Origin of the sequence: Spirillospora sp. NPDC127506 (assembly GCF_040302145.1) — a bacterium.
Taxonomy (GTDB): domain Bacteria; phylum Actinomycetota; class Actinomycetes; order Streptosporangiales; family Streptosporangiaceae; genus Spirillospora.
On sequence record NZ_JBEORG010000023.1, the window covers coordinates 100,424 to 120,068 of the forward strand.

Sequence of the window (19,645 nt, forward strand, 5' to 3'; positions counted from 1 at the left end):
CGCCGCCGACCTCCCGCCCGGTCGGGTGGGGGCCGGTCAGGTGGGGCGGCAGTGCAGGCACGGGCGGTACCCGGCCGCCCGCGCCGCCGCCAGGGTCGCGAACCCGCGCCGGTGACCGGGCCCGATCCGCCGCGCGTCCCCGCACGTGGGGTAGCACACGATCCCGGTGGTGTCCGAGCCGACCAGCCGCACCCCGCGCCGCGCCAGCTCGGCCGCGCCGTCGACGTCCACGTCCTCGGCGCGCAGCAGCCGCTCCTTGGCCTCCGCGCCGAACACGTAGTCGCCCAGCGACCCGTCCGACCGGGTCACCCGATGGCAGGGGATCAGCAGCGGCACCGGGTTGCGGCCCAGCGCCGACCCGACCGCCCGCACCGCCCGCGGACGCCCCGCCCGCGCCGCCACCCACGCGTACGGGCGGGTCTGCCCGCGCGGGATCTGCGCGGCGGCGGCCAGCACGGCGGCCTCGAAGTCGCTCAGGCCCCGCAGGTCCAGCGCGAGCCCCCCGGCCCGGCCGGTGCGCAGCGCCGGCAGCAGCCCGGCCGGGGGGCGGGCGGCGGGCAGCAGCGGCCGCGCGAACCGGGACCGGAACGCCTCGGCGAACTCCCGCTCGCCCATCCCGGCGCGCAGGAAGGCCACGCCCCGGTCGGTGAACGCGACCTGCAGCCCGGCCAGCGGCCCGTCCTCCAGCGGCCCGGGCACGCGGACGCGGCGCGCGGCGATGCGGTCCAGCAGCGCGGGCGGCGCGTCGGCGGCCAGCCCCGCCAGCTCCCGCGCCAGCTCGCCCTCCGGCCGGTCGGTCCCGGTCATCGCGGACCCCCTCCCTGTGTCTGCCCTCTCGGCGTCTGCCGTTCCGGTCCTCCGTCCGGCTCCTGCCGGTCGGCGCGGAGCCGCCGCAGCCGCGCCAGCCCCCGCGACACGTGCGACTTCACGGTGCCCTCCGGCAGGTCCAGCACCGCCGCCACCTCGGCGACGGGCAGATCCGTCACGTGCCGCAGCACCACCGCGGCCCGCTGCGCCGCCGGCAGCTCGGCCAGCAGCGCCGCCAGCTCGCGGCCGGTCTCGCGGCGCGCGGCGGCGTCCTCCACGCCCTCGCCCGGGTCGGGCGGGTCCGCGACGTCCTCGACCGGGCCCGCCGACGCGGGGCGCCGCGCCGCCGACCGCAGGCTGTTGCGCCACACGTTCGTCAGGATCGCCAGCAGCCACGCCCGCGGCCGCAGCCCCGCGACGCGGTCCGGCCCGTACCCGGCCAGCGCCCGGTAGGCGCGCAGGAACGCCTCCGCCGACAGGTCCTCGGCCTCGGCCCACCGCCCGCACAGCCGCAGCGCGGTGGAGAACACCGCGCCCCGGTACGCCTCGTACAGGGCCGCGAACCCCTCGTCCAGGTCCCGCGCCAGCGCCGCCGCGACCTGCGCGCCCGCCGCGTCGCGGGCGCCGCCCGCCGGGGGGCGCGCAGCAGCCTCGTCCGTAACCGTCACATCCGTTCAACACCGCCCCCGCCCGCCCGGTTGCACCGCTCGCGGAACACCCCGGGACGGCACGGGGCGGGCGGGGGTCAGCCGAGCCAGCCGGGGCGGATCACGCCGGTCTCGTAGGCCAGCACCACCAGCTGCGCCCGGTCCCGCGCCCCCAGCTTGGCCAGGATACGGCTCACATGCGTCTTCGCCGTCGCCGGCGACAGCACCAGCCGCCCGGCGATCTCCTCGTTCGACAGGCCCGCCGCGACCAGCTCCAGCACCTCCCGCTCCCGGTCGGTCAGCTCGTTCAGCTCCGCGGCGGGCGGCGGCGCGGAGATCCGGGACGCGAACTCGGCGATCAGCCGCCGCGTCACCGCCGGCGCCAGCAGCGCGTCGCCGCGCGCCACCACCCGCACCCCGTGGATCAGCTCCGGCGGCTCGGTGTCCTTCACCAGGAACCCGCTGGCCCCCGCCTTGATCGCCCCGTACACGTACTCGTCCAGGTCGAACGTCGTCAAGATCACCACCCGCACGCCGGCCAGGCGCGGGTCGGCGATGATCCGGCGGGTCGCCTCCAGCCCGTCCAGCACCGGCATCCGGATGTCCATCAGCACCACGTCGGGCCGCAGCTCCCGGGCGCGCGCCACCGCCTGCTCCCCGTCCCCGGCCTCGGCGACGATCTCGATGTCGTCCTCGCCCTCCAGGATCGACCGGAAACCCGCCCGCACCAGCGTCTGGTCGTCGGCCAGCATCACCCGGATCACGCGCTCTCCTCCATGTCCGCCGTCTCGTCGTCCGCCGCGCGGCCCGGCCGGCCGCCGCCGTCCAGCGGCAGCTGCGCCGCCACCCGGAACCCGCCCGCCGGGCCCGGTCCCGCGGTCAGCTCCCCGCCGACCGCCGCGGCGCGCTCCCGCATGCCCCGCAGCCCGTTGCCCTCCGCGGCCGCCCCGCCCCCGCCCGGGCCGGCGCCGTCGTCCTCCACCACCACCGTCACCGCATCGGGCAGGCACCGCACCTCCACCGCCACCGCCGCCGCACCCGAATGCCGGACGGCGTTGGTCAGCGCCTCCTGCACGATCCGGTACCCGGCCGGCCCCACCGGCGCCGGCACCGCCTCCAGCACCGCCGTCCCCGCCGCCCCGGGCTCCGGCAGATCACCGGACCGCCGCACCTCCAGCCCGGCCTGCGCGGCCCGGTCCAGCAGCTCACCGACCCGCGCCAGCGACGGCGCAGGCGCCGCCGGCCCGCCCGCCCCCGCACCGGACCCGCCGGCGTCGCACCCGCCGGCGCCGTACCCGTCGACCTGCCGCAGCACGCCCAGCACCCCGCGCAGCTCCCGCAGCGTCTCCTTGCTGGCCGCCCGGATCGCCTCCAGCGCCGCATACGCCCGCTCGGGGTCGCCGCGGCGGTGCAGCGCCGCCCCGGCCTGCACGTTGATCAGCGACATCTGGTGGGCGAGCACGTCGTGCAGCTCCCGCGCGATCCGCAGCCGCTCGGCCACCGCACGGCGCCGCGCCTCGGCCTCCCGGTCCCGCTCGGCCTCCGCCGCGCGCCGCTCGGCCGCCTCCGCCCGGTCCCGCCGGCCGCGCACGTACTGCCCCAGCGCCACCATCACCAGCAGCCCCAGCGTCAACGACGCCACCCCCCGCGCGTCGGTGATCGCGTCCGGGTCGTCGCTGCGGTCCCCGCCCGCCGCCAGCGACAGCGCCAGGAACCCCGCGTTGGCGGCGATCACCGCGCCCAGCGACACCACCAGCCGGCACTCCACCGCCGCGTTGAACAGCGCCACCCACAGCAGCACCGCCACCGGCCCGTCCGGATACCCCAACGGGTAGTACAGCGGCGGCACCGCCACCGCCACCGCCAGCACCGCCACCGGGAACCGGCGCCGCCACGCCAGCGAAAGCGTCCCCACCGCGATCAGCGCCAGCCCGCCCGGCCACAGCGGACGGTCCCCGGGCTTGGCGGCCGCCTCGCTCAGCCACACCGTCACCACCAGCGCCGCCGCCGCGAGGACCGCGTCGCCGGCCGGGCCGCGCGCCAGGTCCCGCAGGCGGCGCAGCCGGGCCCGCATCGCACGGCGGATCGCAGGCGCTGTCACGGGCCAACCGTAGTTCAGCCGCACCCCGCCCCGCGATCTTCACCCCGGGGGCACCCCTGACCTTCGGCAGTAACACCGCAGTTCACCGGCCAGTAGCGCGGGGCCCGTGAACGCCTCCGCGGCCCACGGCACCCGCCCGCGCCACCGCCCGCACCGCCGCGACCGGTGCCGCGACCGCTGGCGTGCGCGCGCTGCGGCCGTCCGCGCTGCGCGCCGCCGCGCGCCGCCCCACCCGCGGCGCGCTGGTCAAGGACGTCCTGCTGTACGCCGCCCTGGCCCTCCCCGCCGCCACCGGCATGATGTCCCCGCCGCGGCCCGGGCAGGCGTCCTGGCCGCCGCCGGCGAACTGCGCCGCGCCGCCCCCGCCACCGGCATCATCATCCTGACCACCTTCGGCGAGGACGAGTACATCGCCCACGCCCTGTCCGGCGGAGCCGGCGGCTTCCTCCTCAAATCCGGCGACCCCCGCGAGCTCATCGCCGGCGTCCGCGCCGTCGCCGGCGGCGCCGCCTACCTGTCCCCGAAGGTCGCCCACCGCGTCATCGCCCAGGTCGGCGGCGGCCTCGCCGGCGGCGCCCGCGCGTTGTCGGCGTCAGCGGTGCACCCCGAAGTTGAACGACGCCGTGCCCAGCCGCCCGTACAGCACCAGCCACAGCGACACCAGCTGCTCCACCGCCCGCGCCGTCGACAGCGGCCCCAGATCCACGATCCGCTCGCCCGGCCACCCGAAACCCCCCAGCAGACCGGCCGTGACCCGCTTGGCGTCCTCGTCGTCCCCCGACACGAACACCACATGCGGCCCCGGCACCGACGACGGCCGCACCATCACCGTCCCGTTCATCGTGTTCAGCGTCTTCACCACCCGCGCCCCCGGGAACGCCTCCTGGATCCGCTCGGCCAGGCTCAGCCCGCCCGGCGCCAGCACCGCCGGCGGGAACCCCGCCGAGAAGTCCAGCGGATTCGCCACGTCCACCACCACCCGGCCCGACAGATCACCGGCCGCCCCCAGCGCCTCCAGCGACGCCGCGCCGTTCGTGGCGTTCACCACCACCTCCGCGTCCCGGCACACGCCCGCGAAGTCCCCGTGGCGGCCGCCGTGCTCACGCGCCCACTCCGCCGCCCGCGCATTGTCCGCGGTCCGCGACCCCAGCGCCACCTCATGCCCGGCGCTCACCAGCGCCGACGCCAGCCCGCGCCCCACCTCGCCCGTGCCCAGCACCGCAATCCGCATCTCGCCGTCCCCGCCTTCCAACCGTGGTCGCAACGCGGCCCATGCTGGGCGGACCACCCCCGGCCCGTCCAATACCCGCAGTGATAACCAACGGCTATGACACCGGGGGAGAGGGCAGAACCCGAACCGCGCGCCCACGAGAAAGGGCCGCCCCGGCGGCGCCTCAGCACCACCGGGACGGCCCCGCCGGCCCGTCTCGGCTAGGGGAGAGGGCCCTGGCGGCGCGTCACGCCGCCCATCACGTCCGGCATCGTCACCGCCGCGTCCTCCAGGGGAGCGTTCACCTGCGCCGCACCGGCCGGCGCGCCCATACCGGCATGCGGCAACGGCCCTCCCAACGGCCCTCCCAGCGGCGAGCCCGCCGCGGCCGGACCGGTACCCAGCAGCACCGCGCCCGCCGCCACGCCCCGCAACGACGTCACCAGCGGACCCAGCACCCGGACCAGCACCAGCGCCACCACCGGCGCCACCACGACTCCCACCAGGAACCCCGCCGCCACATCATGCGGATAGTGCACGCCCACGAACACCCGCGAGAACGCCATCAGCGCCGCCAGCGGCAGCACCACCGGCGCCATCGCCCGCCACGCCACCACGATCGCCGCCGCCGACGCCGCCGCGATCGTCGCGTGGTTGCTCGGGAACGACCAGTCGCCCTGCGGCGGGCACGCCGCGATGTGCACCGCCCCCGCCACCGCCCGGCACGGCCGCTCCTCCTCGATGAAGGACTTCGACACCTCGCTCACCAGATACGCCGACACCACCGCGAACGGCGCCGCCAGCGCCAGCCCCATCGCCCGCGCGTCCAGACCCCGGGCCCGCCACCAGCCCACCACGAACAGCACGGCGAACAGCAGCAGCCCCGCGTCGGTCCCCACGTCCGCCGCCTCATGCACCCAGGACGGCGTCCCCTGCGCGAAATCGGTGATCTCCCGGTACAGATCGGCGCTGAAATCCGGCGCTCCCATGCTCTCCCTCACACTCGCGGGCGGCCCCGCCCGACACCCATGGGCCGACACCCTTGAGACACCGGGCCGACCGCCGAAGTTCACCCTACGGCCACCATCACCGAAAGCCTGTCACTTTCCCGCCATCACCCGCCGGACAACGGCCCCACCCGCTCGGCCCGCCCCGCCGCCTCCGCGTCCCGCCGCGGCCCCCGCCCACCGGCCGCCGCCCGGCGGCGCCGCCGCACGAAACGCACCCCCTCCACCGCGCCCGTCACCGCCAGCGCCAACCCGAGCCCCACCGCTGCACCCCGCACCGGATCGCCCTCGAACGCCGCCCCGCCCACCACGCCCAGCACCACCCCGTACACCGACCACGACACCGCCGCCACCGCCGCGAACAACGAGAACCACCGCAACCGGTAGCCCACCGCGCCCATCGCCGCCGTCACCGCCGTCCGCCCGCCCGGCACATACCGCGCCACCACCAGCACCAGCCCGCCCCGCTCGGCCAGCGCACCCCCCGCCCACGCGAACACCGCATGCCGCCGCGTCCCCGGCCGCAGCCCCCGCACCAGCCGCCCGCCCACCCGGCACCCCACCAGATACGACACGTGATCACCGGCGAACGCGCCCAGCGCCGCCGACGCCGCCACCAGCACCGGCTCCGGCGCACCCGCCGCCGCGTACACCCCCGCCGTGATCACCAAGCTCTCACTCGGCACCACCGGGAAGAACCCGTCGATCGCCGCGACCGCGAAAAGCACCAGGTAGAACCACGGCGACGTCACCGCCGTGTCCACCAGACCCGCAACCCCGCCCATGCCCCCGACGCTAGAAAACGATCACCGCCCCGCGGATCCCGCGAACGGCCACCGCGGCCCCCGACCTTCGGCAGAGGTCCCGCCCCGCGTCCTGCGAACGATGTACGACCCGATCCTCATACCGAAGGAGGACCCGCCGCCCGCCGCCGCGCCACCCTGGAACCACACCGCCCGCCACACCGCCCGCCACGGAGCCGCCATGCGACACCCGCCCCACAACCCGCCCCACGACGACCCCTGCGGCGACCCCGTCCGCGCCTCCGACCACGACCGCGACACCACCGCCGAACGCCTCGGCGACGCCCTCGCCGACGGCGCCCTCGACACCGCCGAACACCGCCGCCTCCAGCAGGCCCTCACCGCCACCACCCGCGGCGACCTGCACCGCCTCACCGCCGACCTGCCCCCGTCCCAGACCGCCCGCACCCGGACCGAACACGCCCGGCGCGCCGCCCAGGACGAAGCCGACGAACGCGCATGGGCCGCCGAATGGCGCTACTGGACCGGCGGCGCCGCCGTCATGACCGCCATCTGGGCCGCCACCGCCCTCCGCGCAGGGGAGTGGACGTTCTACTGGCCCGCCGCGCCCCTCGCCATCTGGGCCGCCATCCTCATCTCCTACGCCATCTGGCCCGCCCGCGACGACTGAAAACCGTTCGCGGCCCCGCCCCCGCATCCGGCACACTCCACACCCTGTGGGACACCTGCACATCTTCGACATGGACGGCACGCTCCTCACCGGCACCACCGCCAACCTCGAAATCGCCCGGCACCTCGGCACCCTCCCCGAACTCCGCGAACTCGAGGCCCGCTTCGCCGCCGGAACCCTCGACACACGCGGCTTCTCCATCGAGATCCACCGGCTCTGGCGCGACCTCACCCCCGACACCGTCGCCGCCGCCTACACCGCCGCCACCTGGCTCACCGGCATCGCCGACGTCTGCGCCGACATCCGCGCCCGCGGCGAGCACTCCGCCGTCATCACCATGTCGCCCGACTTCTTCGCCCGCCACCTCCTCGACCTCGGCTTCGACGACGTCATCGCCTCCCGCTTCCCGCCCCTGCCCTTCACCGGCACCCTCGACCCCGCCGGCATCCTCACCCCCGCCGACAAGGTCCGCATCACCGAACAACTGCGCGCCCGCCACGGGCTCGACGTCGACCAATGCACCGCCTACGGCGACTCCATGTCCGACGCGCCCCTGTTCAGGCACCTCACCAACACCGTCGCCGTCAACGCCGACCACCACCTCGCCGGCATCGCCGCCCTCGACTACCGCGGCACCGACCTCACCGAGGTCTACGCCCTCGCCCGCACCCTCACCACCTGACCGCCCGCCGCCCCCCAGGGGACGGCACAGGCCTTGGGGGAGCGGCGCGCGTCACCCGCCCCCCTCCACCGACCCCAGCAGCGGATGCACCCGCATCGCCGCCTCCAGCTCACCCGGCAACTCGTCCCGGTAACGACCCAGCGTCGACAGGTCCGCATGCCCCAGCACCCGCCGCACCGCGTCCATGTCCGTCGCCGCCGCCAGCAGATGAGTCGCCGTCGTATGCCGCAGCCCGTGCGGCGTCACACTCCGCCGCCGCCCCGGCTCCACCCGCTCCAGCACCCGGTCGATCACCCCCTGCACATCACCCCGCGCCAGCCGCCGCCCCCGCCACGACAGCAGCAGCGCCTTCGGCTCCCGCCCCCGGTCCAGCAGCCGCCGCCCGTCCGCCAGATACGCGTCCAGCACCTCCACCACCGGACGGGGGAGCGGCACGTCCCGCGTCCGCCCGCCCTTGCCGAAGATCCGCCAGTACCGCGTCCCCCCGTTGACGAAGAAGTCCTCGATGTTCGCCGCCGTCAGCTCCGACACCCGCGGACCCACCGCCGCCAGCAGCAGCACGATCAACCCGTCCCGCAGCTCCGTCCGCTGATCACGCCGCCGCCGCGCCGCCGCCGGCTCCTCCGCCAGCCCCCGCGCCGCACCCAGCAGCCCCTCCGCCTGCTCCACCGTCAGCGCACGCCGCTCCGCGCGCAGCCCGCCCCGCTGCTTCGGCCGCACCGTCACCGCGTCCATCGGGTTCAGCTGCACCCACCCCGCCACCACCGCGTACCGGAACAGCGCCGACACCGAACGCCGGAACCGCGCCTGCGACGCCGCGCTCTGCGACGGACCGCCCCCCGGCTCCACCGCCCGCACCCGCCGCCGCTCATCCGGCTTGCGCGCGAACCGAAGCAGCACCTCATCGACGTCCTCGCCGGTCAGATCGTCCAGCACCCGCTCCGCGCCCGCCAGCGCCGCGAACGTCGCCGCGTCCCGCACGTACACCTCCGCCGACGCCGGCGCCAGCGCACCCGTCGCCGCCTTCGCCCGCACCATCTCCCCGTACCGGTCCACGCACTCGGCCACCGTCAGACGCTGAACACCGGAAGGACGCACCCGCCGGACGCTACCGCCCGCCACCGACAGAACGCCCGTAGGATCGGCACGATGACGGACCGCGCGCTGTTCGACCAGGTCGGCGAGATCATCCGGGGATCCACGCCGCCCGCCCTCGGACGCCCCCGCGTCCAGGTGCGCCACAACGGCGTCAAGGCATGGTTCGGCGACCCCGCACCCCAGCGCGAGCACTACGAGGCCCAGATCATCCCCGCCGAACTCGCCCCCGGCGCCCGCGCCCACGCCGTCGAGATCGGCTTCCACGCCGAGCACCGCGACGAACCCGCCAACCAGGACGCCCTCGCCCGCCTGCTCACCACCGAACCCCGCTGGCGCGCCGAACTCGGCGGCGAACCCGTCGCCGGCGCGTTCCTGGGCCGCGGCACCTGGCGCCGCATCTCCGAGACCTGGCCCGACCTCGACCTCGACGGCCCCGACGTCCCCTTCGAGATCGGCGTCCGGCTCGTCGACTACATCCGCGTCCTGGAACCCCACCGGCGGGTATGACCACCCGGCGGGCACCGCCGGACGCGGGGGAGGAGCCGATGCTGATCGGCACATCGGGATGGATGTACGCCGACTGGCGCGGCGTCCTGTACCCGCCGGGCCTCCCGCAGCGCCGCTGGCTGCACCGCTACAGCGAGGTCTTCCCGACGGTGGAGAACAACAACGCCTTCTACCGGCTGCCCGGCCGCGAGACGTTCGAGCTGTGGCGCGGCAGCACCCCGCCCGGGTTCGTCATGGCGGTGAAGGCCAGCCGCTACCTCACCCACATGAAACGCCTCATCCACCCGGCCGAACCCGTCGCCCGCCTCATGAACGCCGCCGCGGGCCTCGGCCCCAAGCTCGGGCCCGTCCTGCTGCAGCTCCCGCCGACCCTGCGCGCCGACCCCGACCGCCTCGCCGCCTGTCTGCGCGAGTTCCCGGCCGGCGTCCGCGTCGCCGTCGAACCCCGGCACCCCACGTGGTGGACGGACCGGACCCGCCGCGTCCTGGAGGACCACGGCGCCGCGCTGTGCTGGACCGACCGGCTCGGCCGCCCCCAGACGCCCCTCTGGCGCACCGCCGGGTGGCTCTACCTGCGGTTCCACGAAGGCCCGGCCGAGCCCTGGCCCCGCTACGCCGACGACACCCTCAAGAGCTGGGCCGACGAGCTCGCCGGCGCCGACGACGCCTACGTGTACTTCAACAACGACCCGGGCGGCGCCGCCGTCCGCGACGCGCTCCGCTTCACCGACCTCACCGCACGCCCCACACAAACGGACTAAAGGGGAGAAAATGCGCAAACCGGACAGAATTCAGCTTCTGTCCGGTTAACCCCAGGGGAGTAGCGCGGCCCCGGCGGAGGAGGGGGCCGTTTCGGCGCGCACCAGACGTCGGTTCCTGTGCCGGACCAGCTTCCCATGTCCGCGCGCCATGCCCTTGAGCAACCTCCCGCGGGGGGACAGGGCGTGAGACTCCGGCAGACTCGGGCCATGAGCGATCTCGTCCCGCCGCCGCGCCTGGCCGCGCCGACCACCGCGGTGCGGGCGTCGTTCCTGGCCGGGGAACGCGCCGACCAGGAGGCGGACGGCGGCTCCGCGGACTGGCTGGACGAGGCGTACCGCGACTTCGACGCGTTCGTCGCGCGGCGCCGGGGCGTCCTGGTGCGCTGGGGCGTCCCGTGCACGACGTTCTGGTACATCTCGGGCGAGCGGTATCTGGGCACGCTGATCGTGCGGCACCGCCTGACGCCTGGAGCTGGCCGAGATCGGCGGGCACGTCGGCTACCACGTCGTCACGCCATGACGGCGGCGCGGCCACGCGACGCGGATGCTGGCCGCCGGGCTGGTGGAGTGCCGCCGGCTCGGGCTGGACCGCGTCCTGCTGACGTGCTCGGCCGACAACGAGCCGTCCCGCCGGGTGATCATCGCGAACGGCGGCGTCCACGACGGCCGCATCCGCGGCGAAGATCGCTACTGGATCGCCCTCGGCGCCGCCGAGGTGCCCTGACCCGCCCGACCCGCAGCGGCGCCCGGCCGCCTCGCGCGGACCCGGTGCCCGGCTTGCGGAATCCGACTGCGCGCGCCCCGTGCGCGCGGTGCGAATCGCGCCCGGATCGCCCCGCTTCCAGCCGGTCTCACGGTTGGTCGATAATGTACATTATGTTAAGTAGAACCTTCAGAAGCCGGAAGAGGGGCCTCCCCGGCTTTCCGGGCCGCTCACAGGACTGACGACGTTCCCGCGTTTCACTCGCCGCTCGGGCCCGGCCTCCTCGGCGGCCTCGGCTCACGGCCCACCTCTCACCTGCGTCGCGGCCTGCCTGCCGTGCGCACTGAGCCGCGTGGCTTGCGCTGAGCCGCGATCTCGTCCCGTACCGGCCGCACGATTCTGCTGCAGCTGACGCGTTGCCGCTGGTCGCCTCTGGGCGAGAGCTGCTGGCGTGAACATTCCATCTGCCACCCAGCGCATGACCCGATGCGGTGCGGCGTCGCCGTCTGCCGCCGGCGGCGCTCCTCGCAGTGCGCGTGGGGAACTGCCTGCTCTCCCCCGCGTCGGCCGGGGCCGGTAACGGTGATCAACGGACGACCGTGTCCGCGACCGGGTGTTCCAGTCGCCATGAGTGCTTCGCGCCCGTCGTTCCGCCGGCCGAGGAGCGGAGGTGGTGCGACCGGACGCGGCGGTCCCCCGCCGTGCGGCAACCCGCGGCCTCTCCCCCGGTGATGACGCTCCGACCATGAGCCAAACGAATATTCCTTGACACGAATATTCGTTTAGAGGAATACTTTGCGCCGTGGAGGCAGTCCTGGCGGCGCTGGCCGATCCGGTCCGGTGGCGGCTCGTCGCGTTGGTGGCCGAGCGGCCCCGGTCGGTCGGGGTCCTCGCGCAGCTCGCCGGGGCGCGGCAGCCGCAGACGACCAAGCACCTGCAGACTCTCGAGCGTGCGGGGATCGTCACGTCCGAGCGCATCGGTCAGCGCCGCATCTACGCGCTCCGGTCCGCTCCCCTGCGGGAGCTGGCGGAGGCGCTGGGCCGGCTCGCCGACACGGCGGAGCGGGGCGGCGGGTCTCGTGAGACCTTCGAGCGGTACGGGGCCAGGCTGGGCGCGGAACGGCTCGCCGCGCGCGAGCCGGGGTGGGCCGACGGCCGCTCGTTCGCGTTCCGCCGGTCGTTGGCGGGGAGCCCGGAGGCGGTCTGGTGCCACCTGACCGAGTCCGCGCTGCTGCGCCGGTGGTGGACGCCCGACGACCTGCGGGTTTCCGAGGTCGTGTTCGAGGCGCGGGAGGGCGGGCGGATCGTCCTGGAGTACCGCGATGCCGAGGACGCCGACGGCTCGGACGTGGTCGTGGGACGTGCGGAGGGGGTCGTGGAGGAGGTGCGGCGCGGTGAGCGTCTCGCTTACCGGCTGTCGCCTCTGCTGCCGGGCGGCGGTCCGGCGTTCACCGGGCGTCTCGTCTTCGATCTCCGGCCCGCCGGCGCGGGCACGGAGCTGGACGTCCTCTACGGGGTGTCGGGGAGCACGGTCGATTCGGCGGATTTCATCGCGGGGATCGAGATCGGCTTCGGGCAGAGCCTCGACAGGCTCGCGGCGGCCCTCGTGGCGCGGGGCACCGAGACGCGGGGCACCGGGACAAGGAGTACGGAATGACCGAGCAGACCGGCGGCCGCAGGGTCGTCACCAACATCGCCCTCTCCCTCGACGGCCGGTACGCCAAGCCGGAGGACCCGCTGGACATGGGGTGGGTGATGCCGTACGCCGTGACGGACGCGGCCCGCGACCACCTGACCGGCCTGTGGGAGCCGGCGACGACGGCCCTGCTGGGGCGGGTCAACGCCGAGGGCTTCATGGGCTTCTGGCCGACGGTCATCGGCATGGAGGGCGTGGACCCGCGTGACGAGGGCTTTGCGAAGTGGCTCGTCGGCACCGACAAGGTCGTGCTGTCCGCGACTTTGGGCGAGGCGCCGTGGGAGCGGACGAGGGTCGTCGGCGGGCCGGTGTCGGAGGTGGTCGCGGGTCTCAGGGCGGCCGGGGGCGGTGACATCTTCGTGCCGTCCAGCCCGAGCGTCATCAAGGCGCTGCTGGCGGACGACCTGGTCGACCGGCTGGCGTTCACGGTGTTCCCGGTGTTCCTCGGCGGCGGGCCGCGCCTGTTCGACGACGGTCTGCCCGCGGGGCGGTGGGCGCTGGCGAGGGAGGCCGCGGGCGAGCACGGCACGTTGTGCCTGGTGTACGACCGGGTGCGGTGAGCCGGCCTGCTCCGCGATGACCGGGGCTGCGGGCCCGGGTGATCGTTACAGTGGCGGGGTCCGCGTGGTCGTGGCCGGTTCCGGGTGGTGTCGCATGGTTCCTGAGGTGTTCGTCCGGGCTTTGGACGGGTTCGAGGCGGTGCTGGCGGCGGTGCCCGAGGACCGGTGGCTGTCGCCGTCGCCGTGCGAGGGGTGGGCGGCGGTCGATGTGGCGGGGCATGTCATCGCCGGGCTGCTGGTGGTGGAGTTGCGGGCGGCGGGGCGGCCCCTCCCCCAGGACGATCCGGATTGGCGGGAGGTCGCCGGCGCGGATCCGGTGGCGTCCTGGCGTGCGGTGCGGGCGCGGATGGCGGCGGAGCTGACGCCCGAGGCGCTGGACCGGCTGGTCTCGCTGGCGTTCGGGGACGCCATGCCGCTGCGGGAGTGGCTGGTGGGGTGCCTGCCGGAGCTGCTGGTGCACACGTGGGATCTGGCGCGGGCCACCGGGCAGGCGGTGGAGTTCGACGCGGATCTGGTGCGGTCGGCTCTGCGGACGGCGGAGCGGCTGGTGCCGCGCGGCCGTGAGGCGGGGATCGTGGGTCCGGAGGTCGGTGTGGCGGCCGGGGCCGGTGATGGGGCGCGGCTGCTGGGGTTGTTCGGGCGGGATCCGGGGGTGTGAGCCGCTCCCCTCCCCCAGGGCCCGGTTATCGGGGTGCGAGGGGGCGGGGCGGCGGTTAGGGTGCGGGTATGCGCCGACGACATTGATCTTCACCTGAGGCGGGGATCGCGCGGAGGTTGTACACCTACGCGTTCCTCGAGGATTTCGTTCTTCTGTATCCGGTATATGCGGTGTTGTTCGCCGATACCGGGTTGTCTCCTGCTGCGATCTCGTCGTTGTTCGTGATCTGGTCGGTCACGACGTTCTCGCTGGAGCTGCCGTCCGGTCTGTGGGCGGACCTGTTCTCGCGGCGGCTGCTGCTGATGGCCGCTCCCCTGCTGGCGGGGGCGGGTTTCGCGTCGTGGGCGTTCTTCCCCTCCTATCCGGTGTTCGCCGCGGGTTTCGTTTTGTGGGGCGCGGGGTCGGCGCTGCGGTCGGGGACGATGCAGGCGCTGGTGTACGAGGAGCTGGAGCGGGCCGGGGCGGCGGGGGCGTACGCGCGGCTGATCGGCCGGTCGGAGGCGGTGTCGCTGCTGGCGGTGGTCGCGGCGTCGGCGGTGGCGTCGCCGGTGCTGGCCGCGGGCGGGTACCGGGCGCTGGGGGCGGCGAGTGCGGCGGCGTGCGCGCTGTGCGCGGTGGCCGGGTGGTTCCTGCCGGAGTCGCGGGGCTCCGGGGAGCGGGAGGAGCCCTCGCTGGGTGCGGTGGTGCGCGAGGGGTGGGCGCAGGTGCGGGGTGAGCCGGCGGTGCGGTGGGCGCTGGTGCTGGTGGTGGTGCTGGAGGGCGTGACGTCGCTGGACGAGTACGTGCCGCTGCTGGTGCGGTCGACGGGGGCGGCGGAGGCGTCGGTGCCGCTGCTGGTGCTGGTGGTGACGGTCGGTGACGCGGTCGGCGGGTGGCTGGCGGGGCGGCGTGCCGGGTGGCTGGCGCCGGTGCTGGTGGTGGGCGCGGTGTGCCTGGCGGCGGGGTCGCTGAGCGGGCGCCCGGCGGGGCTGGTGGGGGTCGCGGCCGCGTTCGGGGTGTTCCGGTGGGCGATGGCGGCGGCGGACGCGCGGCTGCAGGCCCGGATCGGGGACGGTGCGCGGGCGACGGTGACGTCGGTGGCGGGGTTCGGTGCGGAGACGGTGGCGGTGCTGGCGTTCGCGGGGTGGGCGCTGGGTTCGCGGTGGGCGGGCGCGGGGGCGCTGATGGGGGCGGCGGCGGTGCCGTACGCGGTGGTGGCGCTGGTCCTGTGGTCGGGGGCGCGGCGCGGGCGTGTACATCGCGAGATGTAGGCGGTGCCGGGCCGTTACGCCAAAGGCGCAGGGCGGTTGCACGCTCGCGCCTGATTCGCCGGCGGGCGGTGCGCGCCGAGGATCGTGGGGTCGTTTGCGGACCGATTCTTGGAGCGTGTGCCGATGGATGCGTTGATGCTTGCGCGGGTGCAGTTCGCGTTGACGGCGGGGACGCATTTCCTGTTCGTGGCGTTGACGCTGGGCCTGGCGACGCTGGTGGCGTTGACGCAGACGCGGGCGACGGTGTCGGGCAGCGCGGTGCATGCGCGGATGGTGCGGTTCTGGGGCCAGTTGTACGTGGTGAACTACGCGGTGGGGATCGTCACGGGGCTGGTGATGGAGTTCCAGTTCGGGTTGAACTGGTCGGGCCTGTCGCGGGTGTCGGGGAGCGTGTTCGGGGCGCCGCTGGCGCTGGAGACGATCATCGCGTTCTTCGTGGAGTCGACGTTCCTGGGGTTGTGGATCTTCGGGGGGGACCGGTTGAACCGGTGGGTGCACCTGGCGCTGATCTGGGTGGTGACGCTGACGGCGTACCTGTCGGCGTACTTCGTGCTGGTGGCGAACGGGTGGCTGCAGCGTCCGGTGGGGTTCGAGATGGTGGACGGCGCGGCGCGGCTCACCGACGCGGGGGCGCTGCTGGCGAACCCGACGGCGCTGCTGGCGTTCTTCCACATCCTGTTCGGGGGTCTGCTGACGGCGGGTTTCTTCATGGCGGGGGTGAGCGGTTTTCATCTGCTGCGGCGGACGGCGGAGGTGGAGTTCTTCCGGCGGTCGATGCGGATCGGGCTGCTGACGGTGATCGTGTCGGTGATGCCGGTGGTGGTGTTCGGGGGGATGCAGTTCCGCTACGTCCAGCCGACGAAGTCGGGCGGGCACGACGCGGCGGCCGCGGTGGCGGACTTCACGGCGCGGTTCGGGCCGGGCGAGTACATGTCGCCGGCGCTCGCGCGGGTCGGTGAGGGCCTGATGGTGACGATGTGGCTGCTGATGATGCTGGTCGCGGCGGTCGCGCTGGTGAAGTTCCCGTTCGGGCGGTGGCTGGTGCGGGGGCGGGTGTTCCACGTGCTGATGATCTCGGCGGTGCCGCTGCCGTACGTGGCGATGATCTCGGGCTGGGTGTTCCGCGAGGTGGGGCGGCAGCCGTGGATGGTGTACGGGGTGCTGAAGACCGAGGACGCGCTGTCGCCGGGGGTCGGGGCGGGGACGGTCGCGGTGTCGTCCGCGGCGTTCTCGGTGCTGTTCGCGGCGCTGTTCGCGGTGAACGCGTGGCTGCTGGCGCGGTTCGCGCGGCGGGGGCCGGGGGGCGCGGGGCTGGGGGCCGCTCCCCCGGCGGAGCCCGCCGCGCCGGTGGTGACCGCGACGTTCTGACGGGCGGCCGGTGCGCGGCTTGGTGCGCGTCCTGGCGTGTGGCGCGGCCTGTGATCTGACATGTGACGTTTCGACGGGAGCCTGACGATGGATTCTCTCGCGGTGGTGTTGCTGGCGCTGTTCGCCGGCGGGTACCTGGTGCTGGCCGGCGCGGACATCGGGGTGGGGATGCTGCTGCCCTGGCTGGGCCGCGACCAGCGGGAGCGGCGGCTGGTGATCGCGTCGTTCGCGCCGTTCTTCCTGGGCAACGAGGTGTGGCTGGTGGCGGCGGCGGGCCTGGTGGCGGGCGCGTTCCCGGGGCTGGAGCACCGGTTGCTGGAGGAGCTGTACCCGCTGTTCGCGGTGCTGCTGATCGGGTGGGTCGTGCGGGACATGGGGCTGTGGCTGCGGGGCCGGGTGGACGCGGCGGCGTGGCGGTCGGTGTGGGACGGCGCGATCGTGGCGGGGAGCTGGGCGCTGGCGCTGGCGTGGGGGTCGGTGCTGGGTTCGCTGCTGGGCTGGGGGCCGTTCGGCGGCGGGATGAACGCCGGGAGCGTGCTGGGGGTGCCGCTGGCGGCGCTGTTCGCCTGGCACGGGGCGGGGTTCGCGCGGTGGCGGCTGCCGGCGGGCCTGGCGCGGCGGGCGTCGCGGTTCCCGGCGCGGTACGGGTTGTCGGCGCTGGTGATGGCGTGCGCGCCGGTGGTGGCGGGCGTCGAGGTGCCGTGGTCGGAGGTGGTGGCCGGTGGCGGCGGGCTGTCGCTGACGGTGGTGGGGACGGTGGCGGTGCTGCCGTTCCTGCTGGCGTCGCAGGCGCTGGTGTGGTGGACGTTCCGGGGGCGGGTCCAGGGCCCGTCCTACCTGTGAGAGGGGCGGCGGTGAGGGCGGTCGAGCGGCGCCTGCTGCGGCTGCTGCCGCGGCGTGCGGTGCTGCTGCTGGGGGTGCTGGCGGCGGGGCAGGGCGTCCTGCTGGTGGCGCAGGCGGAGCTGCTGGTGCGGGCGGTGGCGGGGCTGGAGGCGGGTCCGCTGCCGTGGCTGGCGGCCGCGGTGGCCGGGCGGGCGGTGCTGGCGTGGGCGGTGACGCTGGTCGCGGGCCGGGCGGCGGCGCGGGCGAAGCGGGGCCTGCGGGAGGCGCTGCTGCGCGCCAGGGCGGATGAGACGGGTGGGGGGGGGGCGCGGGTGACGCTGCTGACGCGGGGGCTGGACGCGGTCGACCCGTTCTTCACCGGGTACGTGCCGCAGCTGCTGGCGGCGTGCGCCGTCCCGCCGCTGGTGCTGGCGCGGCTGTTCCCGGCGGACTGGGCGTCGGCGCTGGTGGTGGCGGTGACGCTGCCGCTGGTGCCGGTGTTCGGGGCGCTGGTGGGGATGCGGACGGCGGCGCTGACGGGCCGGCAGTGGGGGCTGCTGCACCGGCTGGGCGGGCATTTCCGGGACGTGCTGGCGGGCCTTGGGACGCTGCGGTCGTTCGGCCGGGCCGGGCACCAGTCGCGGGTGGTGCGGGAGCTGGCGGGCGAGCACCGCCGCGCGACGGTCCGGGCGCTGCGGGTGGCGTTCCTGTCGTCGCTGGTGCTGGAGCTGGTGTGCGCGCTGTCGGTGGCGCTGGTGGCGGTCCCGGTGGGATTGCGGCTGCTGGAGGGGCGGATGGCGCTGGCGACGGGGCTGCTGGTGCTGGTGCTGACGCCGGAGGCGTACCTGCCGCTGCGGGCGCTGGGGCAGCGGTTCCACGCGAGCGCGGAGGGCGTGGCGGCGGCGCGGGAGGCGTTCGCGGCGCTCGACGCGCCCGCGCCCGCTCCCGCGCCGCGCGGGCGGGTCGTCGCGGCCGGGCGGGTGCCGGAGATCGTGCTGGAGGGGGTGACGGTGCGGTATCCGGGTGCGGAGCGGGCGGCGCTGGAGGGGGTGTCGCTGCGCGTGGCGCCGGGTGAGCGGGTGGCGGTGGCGGGCCCGTCGGGTGCGGGCAAGTCGACGCTGCTGCTGGTGCTGGCCGGGCTGGTCTCCCCCGCGTCCGGCCGTGTTCTGGTGGACGGCGTCGACCTGGCGGAGCTGGACGTGCGGGAGTGGCGGGCGCGGCTGGGGTGGGTGCCGCAGCGTCCGCACCTGTTCGCGGCGTCGGTGGCCGACAACATCCGCCTCGGCGACCCGCACGCCGGTGATGAGCGGGTGCGGGAGGCGGCGCGGGCGGCCGCCGCCGAGGAGTTCATCGGGGAGCTGCCCCGCGGGTACGCGACGGTGCTGGGTGAGGGCGGGGCGGGGCTGTCGGCGGGTCAGCGGCAGCGGCTGGCGATCGCGCGGGCGTTCCTGGCGGGCGGCGCGGTGATGCTGCTGGACGAGCCGACGGCGCGGCTGGACCTGCGCAGCGAGCGGGCGCTGGTGGAGGCGGCGGGGCGGCTGCTGCAGGGCCGCACGGCGGTGCTGGTGGCGCATCGCCCGGCGCTGCTGGGGGCCGCGGACCGGGTGGTGCGGCTGGAGGGCGGCCGGGTCGTCGAGCCGGCCGCAACAGGGCCGGCCGCAACAGGGCCGGCCGCAACAGGGCCGGCCGCAACAGGGCCGGCCGGGATGGCCGCGGCGTGACGGCACGAGCCGTGAGGGGGCTGTCGTGAGGGGTGTGTGGGGTGCGGTGCGGCCGCACGCGCCGCGGCTGGCCGCCGCCGCCCTGGCGGGCGCGGCGGCGGAGCTGAGCGGGCTGGGGCTGATCGCCGCGGCGGCGTGGCTGATCGCGCGGGCGGCGCAGCGGCCGGAGCTGGCGGCGCTGTCGTCGGCGATCGTGGCGGTGCGGGCGTTCGCGCTGGCGAAGGGGTCGCTGCGGTACGCGGAGCGGCTGGCCGGGCACGACGCGGCGCTGCGGGCGCTGGCGGAGTTGCGGGGCCGGGTGTTCGACGCGCTGGCGGCGGCGGGCCCGCGGGCGCGGCCGCGGATGCGGGACGGGGACGCGCTGGCGCGGATGGTGTCGGACGTGGACGCCGTCCAGGACCTGGTGCTGCGGTGCGTCCTGCCGGCGGTCGCGGCGGTGGCGTGCGGGGCGGCGGGCGTGGCGGTGTGCGCGGCGGTCCACGCCCCGGCGGGCGCGGTGCTGGCGGCGGGTCTGGCGGCCGCGGGCGTGGTGTGAAGAACTCCGGGATCGGCCGGGAACTCGGCAGGTTCGGGCTCGACGAGTTCGCGAACAAGAAACTGGTGCGAACGCGAT

21 protein-coding genes and 1 pseudogene are annotated in these 19,645 nt (G+C 75.6%); 14 read left to right on the forward strand and 8 right to left on the reverse strand.

What is annotated here, in order from left to right:
- Positions 1-36 precede the first annotated feature (36 nt).
- From ABTW95_RS22145 to ABTW95_RS22160, 4 genes are all read right to left on the reverse strand, one after another.
- Complete coding sequence (locus ABTW95_RS22145; RefSeq protein WP_396454529.1) at positions 37-807, reverse strand: methylated-DNA--[protein]-cysteine S-methyltransferase; 771 nt, start codon at positions 805-807, stop codon at positions 37-39.
- Positions 804-1,475: an RNA polymerase sigma factor gene (locus ABTW95_RS22150; RefSeq protein WP_500227264.1), complete on the reverse strand. Its 672-nt coding sequence runs from the start codon at positions 1,473-1,475 to the stop codon at positions 804-806. The genes ABTW95_RS22145 and ABTW95_RS22150 overlap by 4 nt, the downstream gene beginning before the upstream one ends.
- Before the next feature lie 77 nt (positions 1,476-1,552).
- Positions 1,553-2,218: a response regulator gene (locus ABTW95_RS22155; RefSeq protein ID WP_500227265.1), complete on the reverse strand. Its 666-nt coding sequence runs from the start codon at positions 2,216-2,218 to the stop codon at positions 1,553-1,555.
- Positions 2,215-3,555: a sensor histidine kinase gene (locus tag ABTW95_RS22160; RefSeq protein WP_500227266.1), complete on the reverse strand. Its 1,341-nt coding sequence runs from the start codon at positions 3,553-3,555 to the stop codon at positions 2,215-2,217. Before ABTW95_RS22160 ends, ABTW95_RS22155 begins: the two co-directional genes overlap by 4 nt.
- Before the next feature lie 182 nt (positions 3,556-3,737).
- Here ABTW95_RS22160 and ABTW95_RS22165 point away from each other — a divergent pair, with 182 nt between their 5' ends.
- Complete coding sequence (locus tag ABTW95_RS22165; RefSeq protein ID WP_396454528.1) at positions 3,738-3,941, forward strand: hypothetical protein; 204 nt, start codon at positions 3,738-3,740, stop codon at positions 3,939-3,941.
- A gap of 206 nt (positions 3,942-4,147) precedes the next feature.
- On the opposite strand, the gene ABTW95_RS22170 is transcribed toward ABTW95_RS22165, so the two are convergent.
- From ABTW95_RS22170 to ABTW95_RS22180, 3 genes are all read right to left on the reverse strand, one after another.
- On the reverse strand, positions 4,148-4,786 hold the full coding sequence (locus ABTW95_RS22170; RefSeq protein WP_500227267.1) for an NADPH-dependent F420 reductase: 639 nt from the start codon (positions 4,784-4,786) through the stop codon (positions 4,148-4,150).
- 200 nt (positions 4,787-4,986) lie between these two features.
- Positions 4,987-5,754: a phosphatase PAP2 family protein gene (locus tag ABTW95_RS22175; protein WP_500227268.1), complete on the reverse strand. Its 768-nt coding sequence runs from the start codon at positions 5,752-5,754 to the stop codon at positions 4,987-4,989.
- Positions 5,755-5,879: 125 nt separating this feature from the next.
- Positions 5,880-6,557 carry a DedA family protein gene (locus tag ABTW95_RS22180; RefSeq protein WP_500227269.1) on the reverse strand — a complete coding sequence of 226 codons (678 nt, stop codon included), beginning with the start codon at positions 6,555-6,557 and terminating at the stop codon, positions 5,880-5,882.
- A 199-nt stretch (positions 6,558-6,756) separates the two neighbouring features.
- Between ABTW95_RS22180 and ABTW95_RS22185 the strand changes: the two genes are divergently transcribed.
- A complete protein-coding gene (locus ABTW95_RS22185) occupies positions 6,757-7,206 on the forward strand; it encodes a DUF1707 SHOCT-like domain-containing protein (protein ID WP_500227270.1) in 450 nt (149 codons plus the stop codon).
- Between the two features lie 46 nt (positions 7,207-7,252).
- Positions 7,253-7,888: an HAD family hydrolase gene (locus ABTW95_RS22190; protein ID WP_396450934.1), complete on the forward strand. Its 636-nt coding sequence runs from the start codon at positions 7,253-7,255 to the stop codon at positions 7,886-7,888.
- Positions 7,889-7,939: 51 nt separating this feature from the next.
- Here the strand turns inward: ABTW95_RS22190 and ABTW95_RS22195 are convergent, their stop codons facing one another.
- A complete protein-coding gene (locus ABTW95_RS22195; RefSeq protein WP_396450932.1) occupies positions 7,940-8,956 on the reverse strand; it encodes a tyrosine-type recombinase/integrase in 1,017 nt (338 codons plus the stop codon).
- Between the two features lie 81 nt (positions 8,957-9,037).
- Here ABTW95_RS22195 and ABTW95_RS22200 point away from each other — a divergent pair, with 81 nt between their 5' ends.
- The 11 genes and pseudogenes from ABTW95_RS22200 to ABTW95_RS22250 all read left to right on the forward strand — a co-directional run bounded on the left by ABTW95_RS22200 (position 9,038) and on the right by ABTW95_RS22250 (position 19,567).
- Positions 9,038-9,493, forward strand: coding sequence for a hypothetical protein (locus ABTW95_RS22200; RefSeq protein ID WP_500227271.1), 456 nt, complete (start codon positions 9,038-9,040; stop codon positions 9,491-9,493).
- Between the two features lie 38 nt (positions 9,494-9,531).
- Complete coding sequence (locus ABTW95_RS22205; RefSeq protein WP_500227272.1) at positions 9,532-10,254, forward strand: DUF72 domain-containing protein; 723 nt, start codon at positions 9,532-9,534, stop codon at positions 10,252-10,254.
- A gap of 532 nt (positions 10,255-10,786) precedes the next feature.
- Positions 10,787-10,978 (forward strand): annotated as a pseudogene (locus ABTW95_RS22210) (GNAT family N-acetyltransferase); the annotation flags it as partial.
- A gap of 781 nt (positions 10,979-11,759) precedes the next feature.
- A complete protein-coding gene (locus tag ABTW95_RS22215) occupies positions 11,760-12,614 on the forward strand; it encodes a metalloregulator ArsR/SmtB family transcription factor (protein ID WP_500227273.1) in 855 nt (284 codons plus the stop codon).
- Positions 12,611-13,213 (forward strand): dihydrofolate reductase family protein, encoded by a 603-nt coding sequence (locus ABTW95_RS22220; RefSeq protein WP_500227274.1) that lies wholly within the window; start codon positions 12,611-12,613, stop codon positions 13,211-13,213. Before ABTW95_RS22215 ends, ABTW95_RS22220 begins: the two co-directional genes overlap by 4 nt.
- 94 nt (positions 13,214-13,307) lie before the next feature.
- Entirely contained in the window at positions 13,308-13,871 is a 564-nt protein-coding gene (locus ABTW95_RS22225; RefSeq protein ID WP_500227275.1) for a TIGR03086 family metal-binding protein, read from the forward strand.
- A 116-nt stretch (positions 13,872-13,987) separates the two neighbouring features.
- Positions 13,988-15,121: an MFS transporter gene (locus tag ABTW95_RS22230; protein ID WP_500227276.1), complete on the forward strand. Its 1,134-nt coding sequence runs from the start codon at positions 13,988-13,990 to the stop codon at positions 15,119-15,121.
- A gap of 135 nt (positions 15,122-15,256) precedes the next feature.
- Positions 15,257-16,489 carry a cytochrome ubiquinol oxidase subunit I gene (locus ABTW95_RS22235; protein WP_500227277.1) on the forward strand — a complete coding sequence of 411 codons (1,233 nt, stop codon included), beginning with the start codon at positions 15,257-15,259 and terminating at the stop codon, positions 16,487-16,489.
- Between the two features lie 87 nt (positions 16,490-16,576).
- Positions 16,577-17,332 carry a cytochrome d ubiquinol oxidase subunit II gene (locus ABTW95_RS22240; protein ID WP_500227278.1) on the forward strand — a complete coding sequence of 252 codons (756 nt, stop codon included), beginning with the start codon at positions 16,577-16,579 and terminating at the stop codon, positions 17,330-17,332.
- An 11-nt stretch (positions 17,333-17,343) separates the two neighbouring features.
- Positions 17,344-19,032 carry a thiol reductant ABC exporter subunit CydD gene (cydD, locus tag ABTW95_RS22245; protein WP_500227279.1) on the forward strand — a complete coding sequence of 563 codons (1,689 nt, stop codon included), beginning with the start codon at positions 17,344-17,346 and terminating at the stop codon, positions 19,030-19,032.
- A gap of 25 nt (positions 19,033-19,057) precedes the next feature.
- Positions 19,058-19,567, forward strand: a complete 510-nt coding sequence (locus ABTW95_RS22250; protein ID WP_500227280.1) for a hypothetical protein — start codon at positions 19,058-19,060, stop codon at positions 19,565-19,567.
- Positions 19,568-19,645 lie beyond the last annotated feature (78 nt).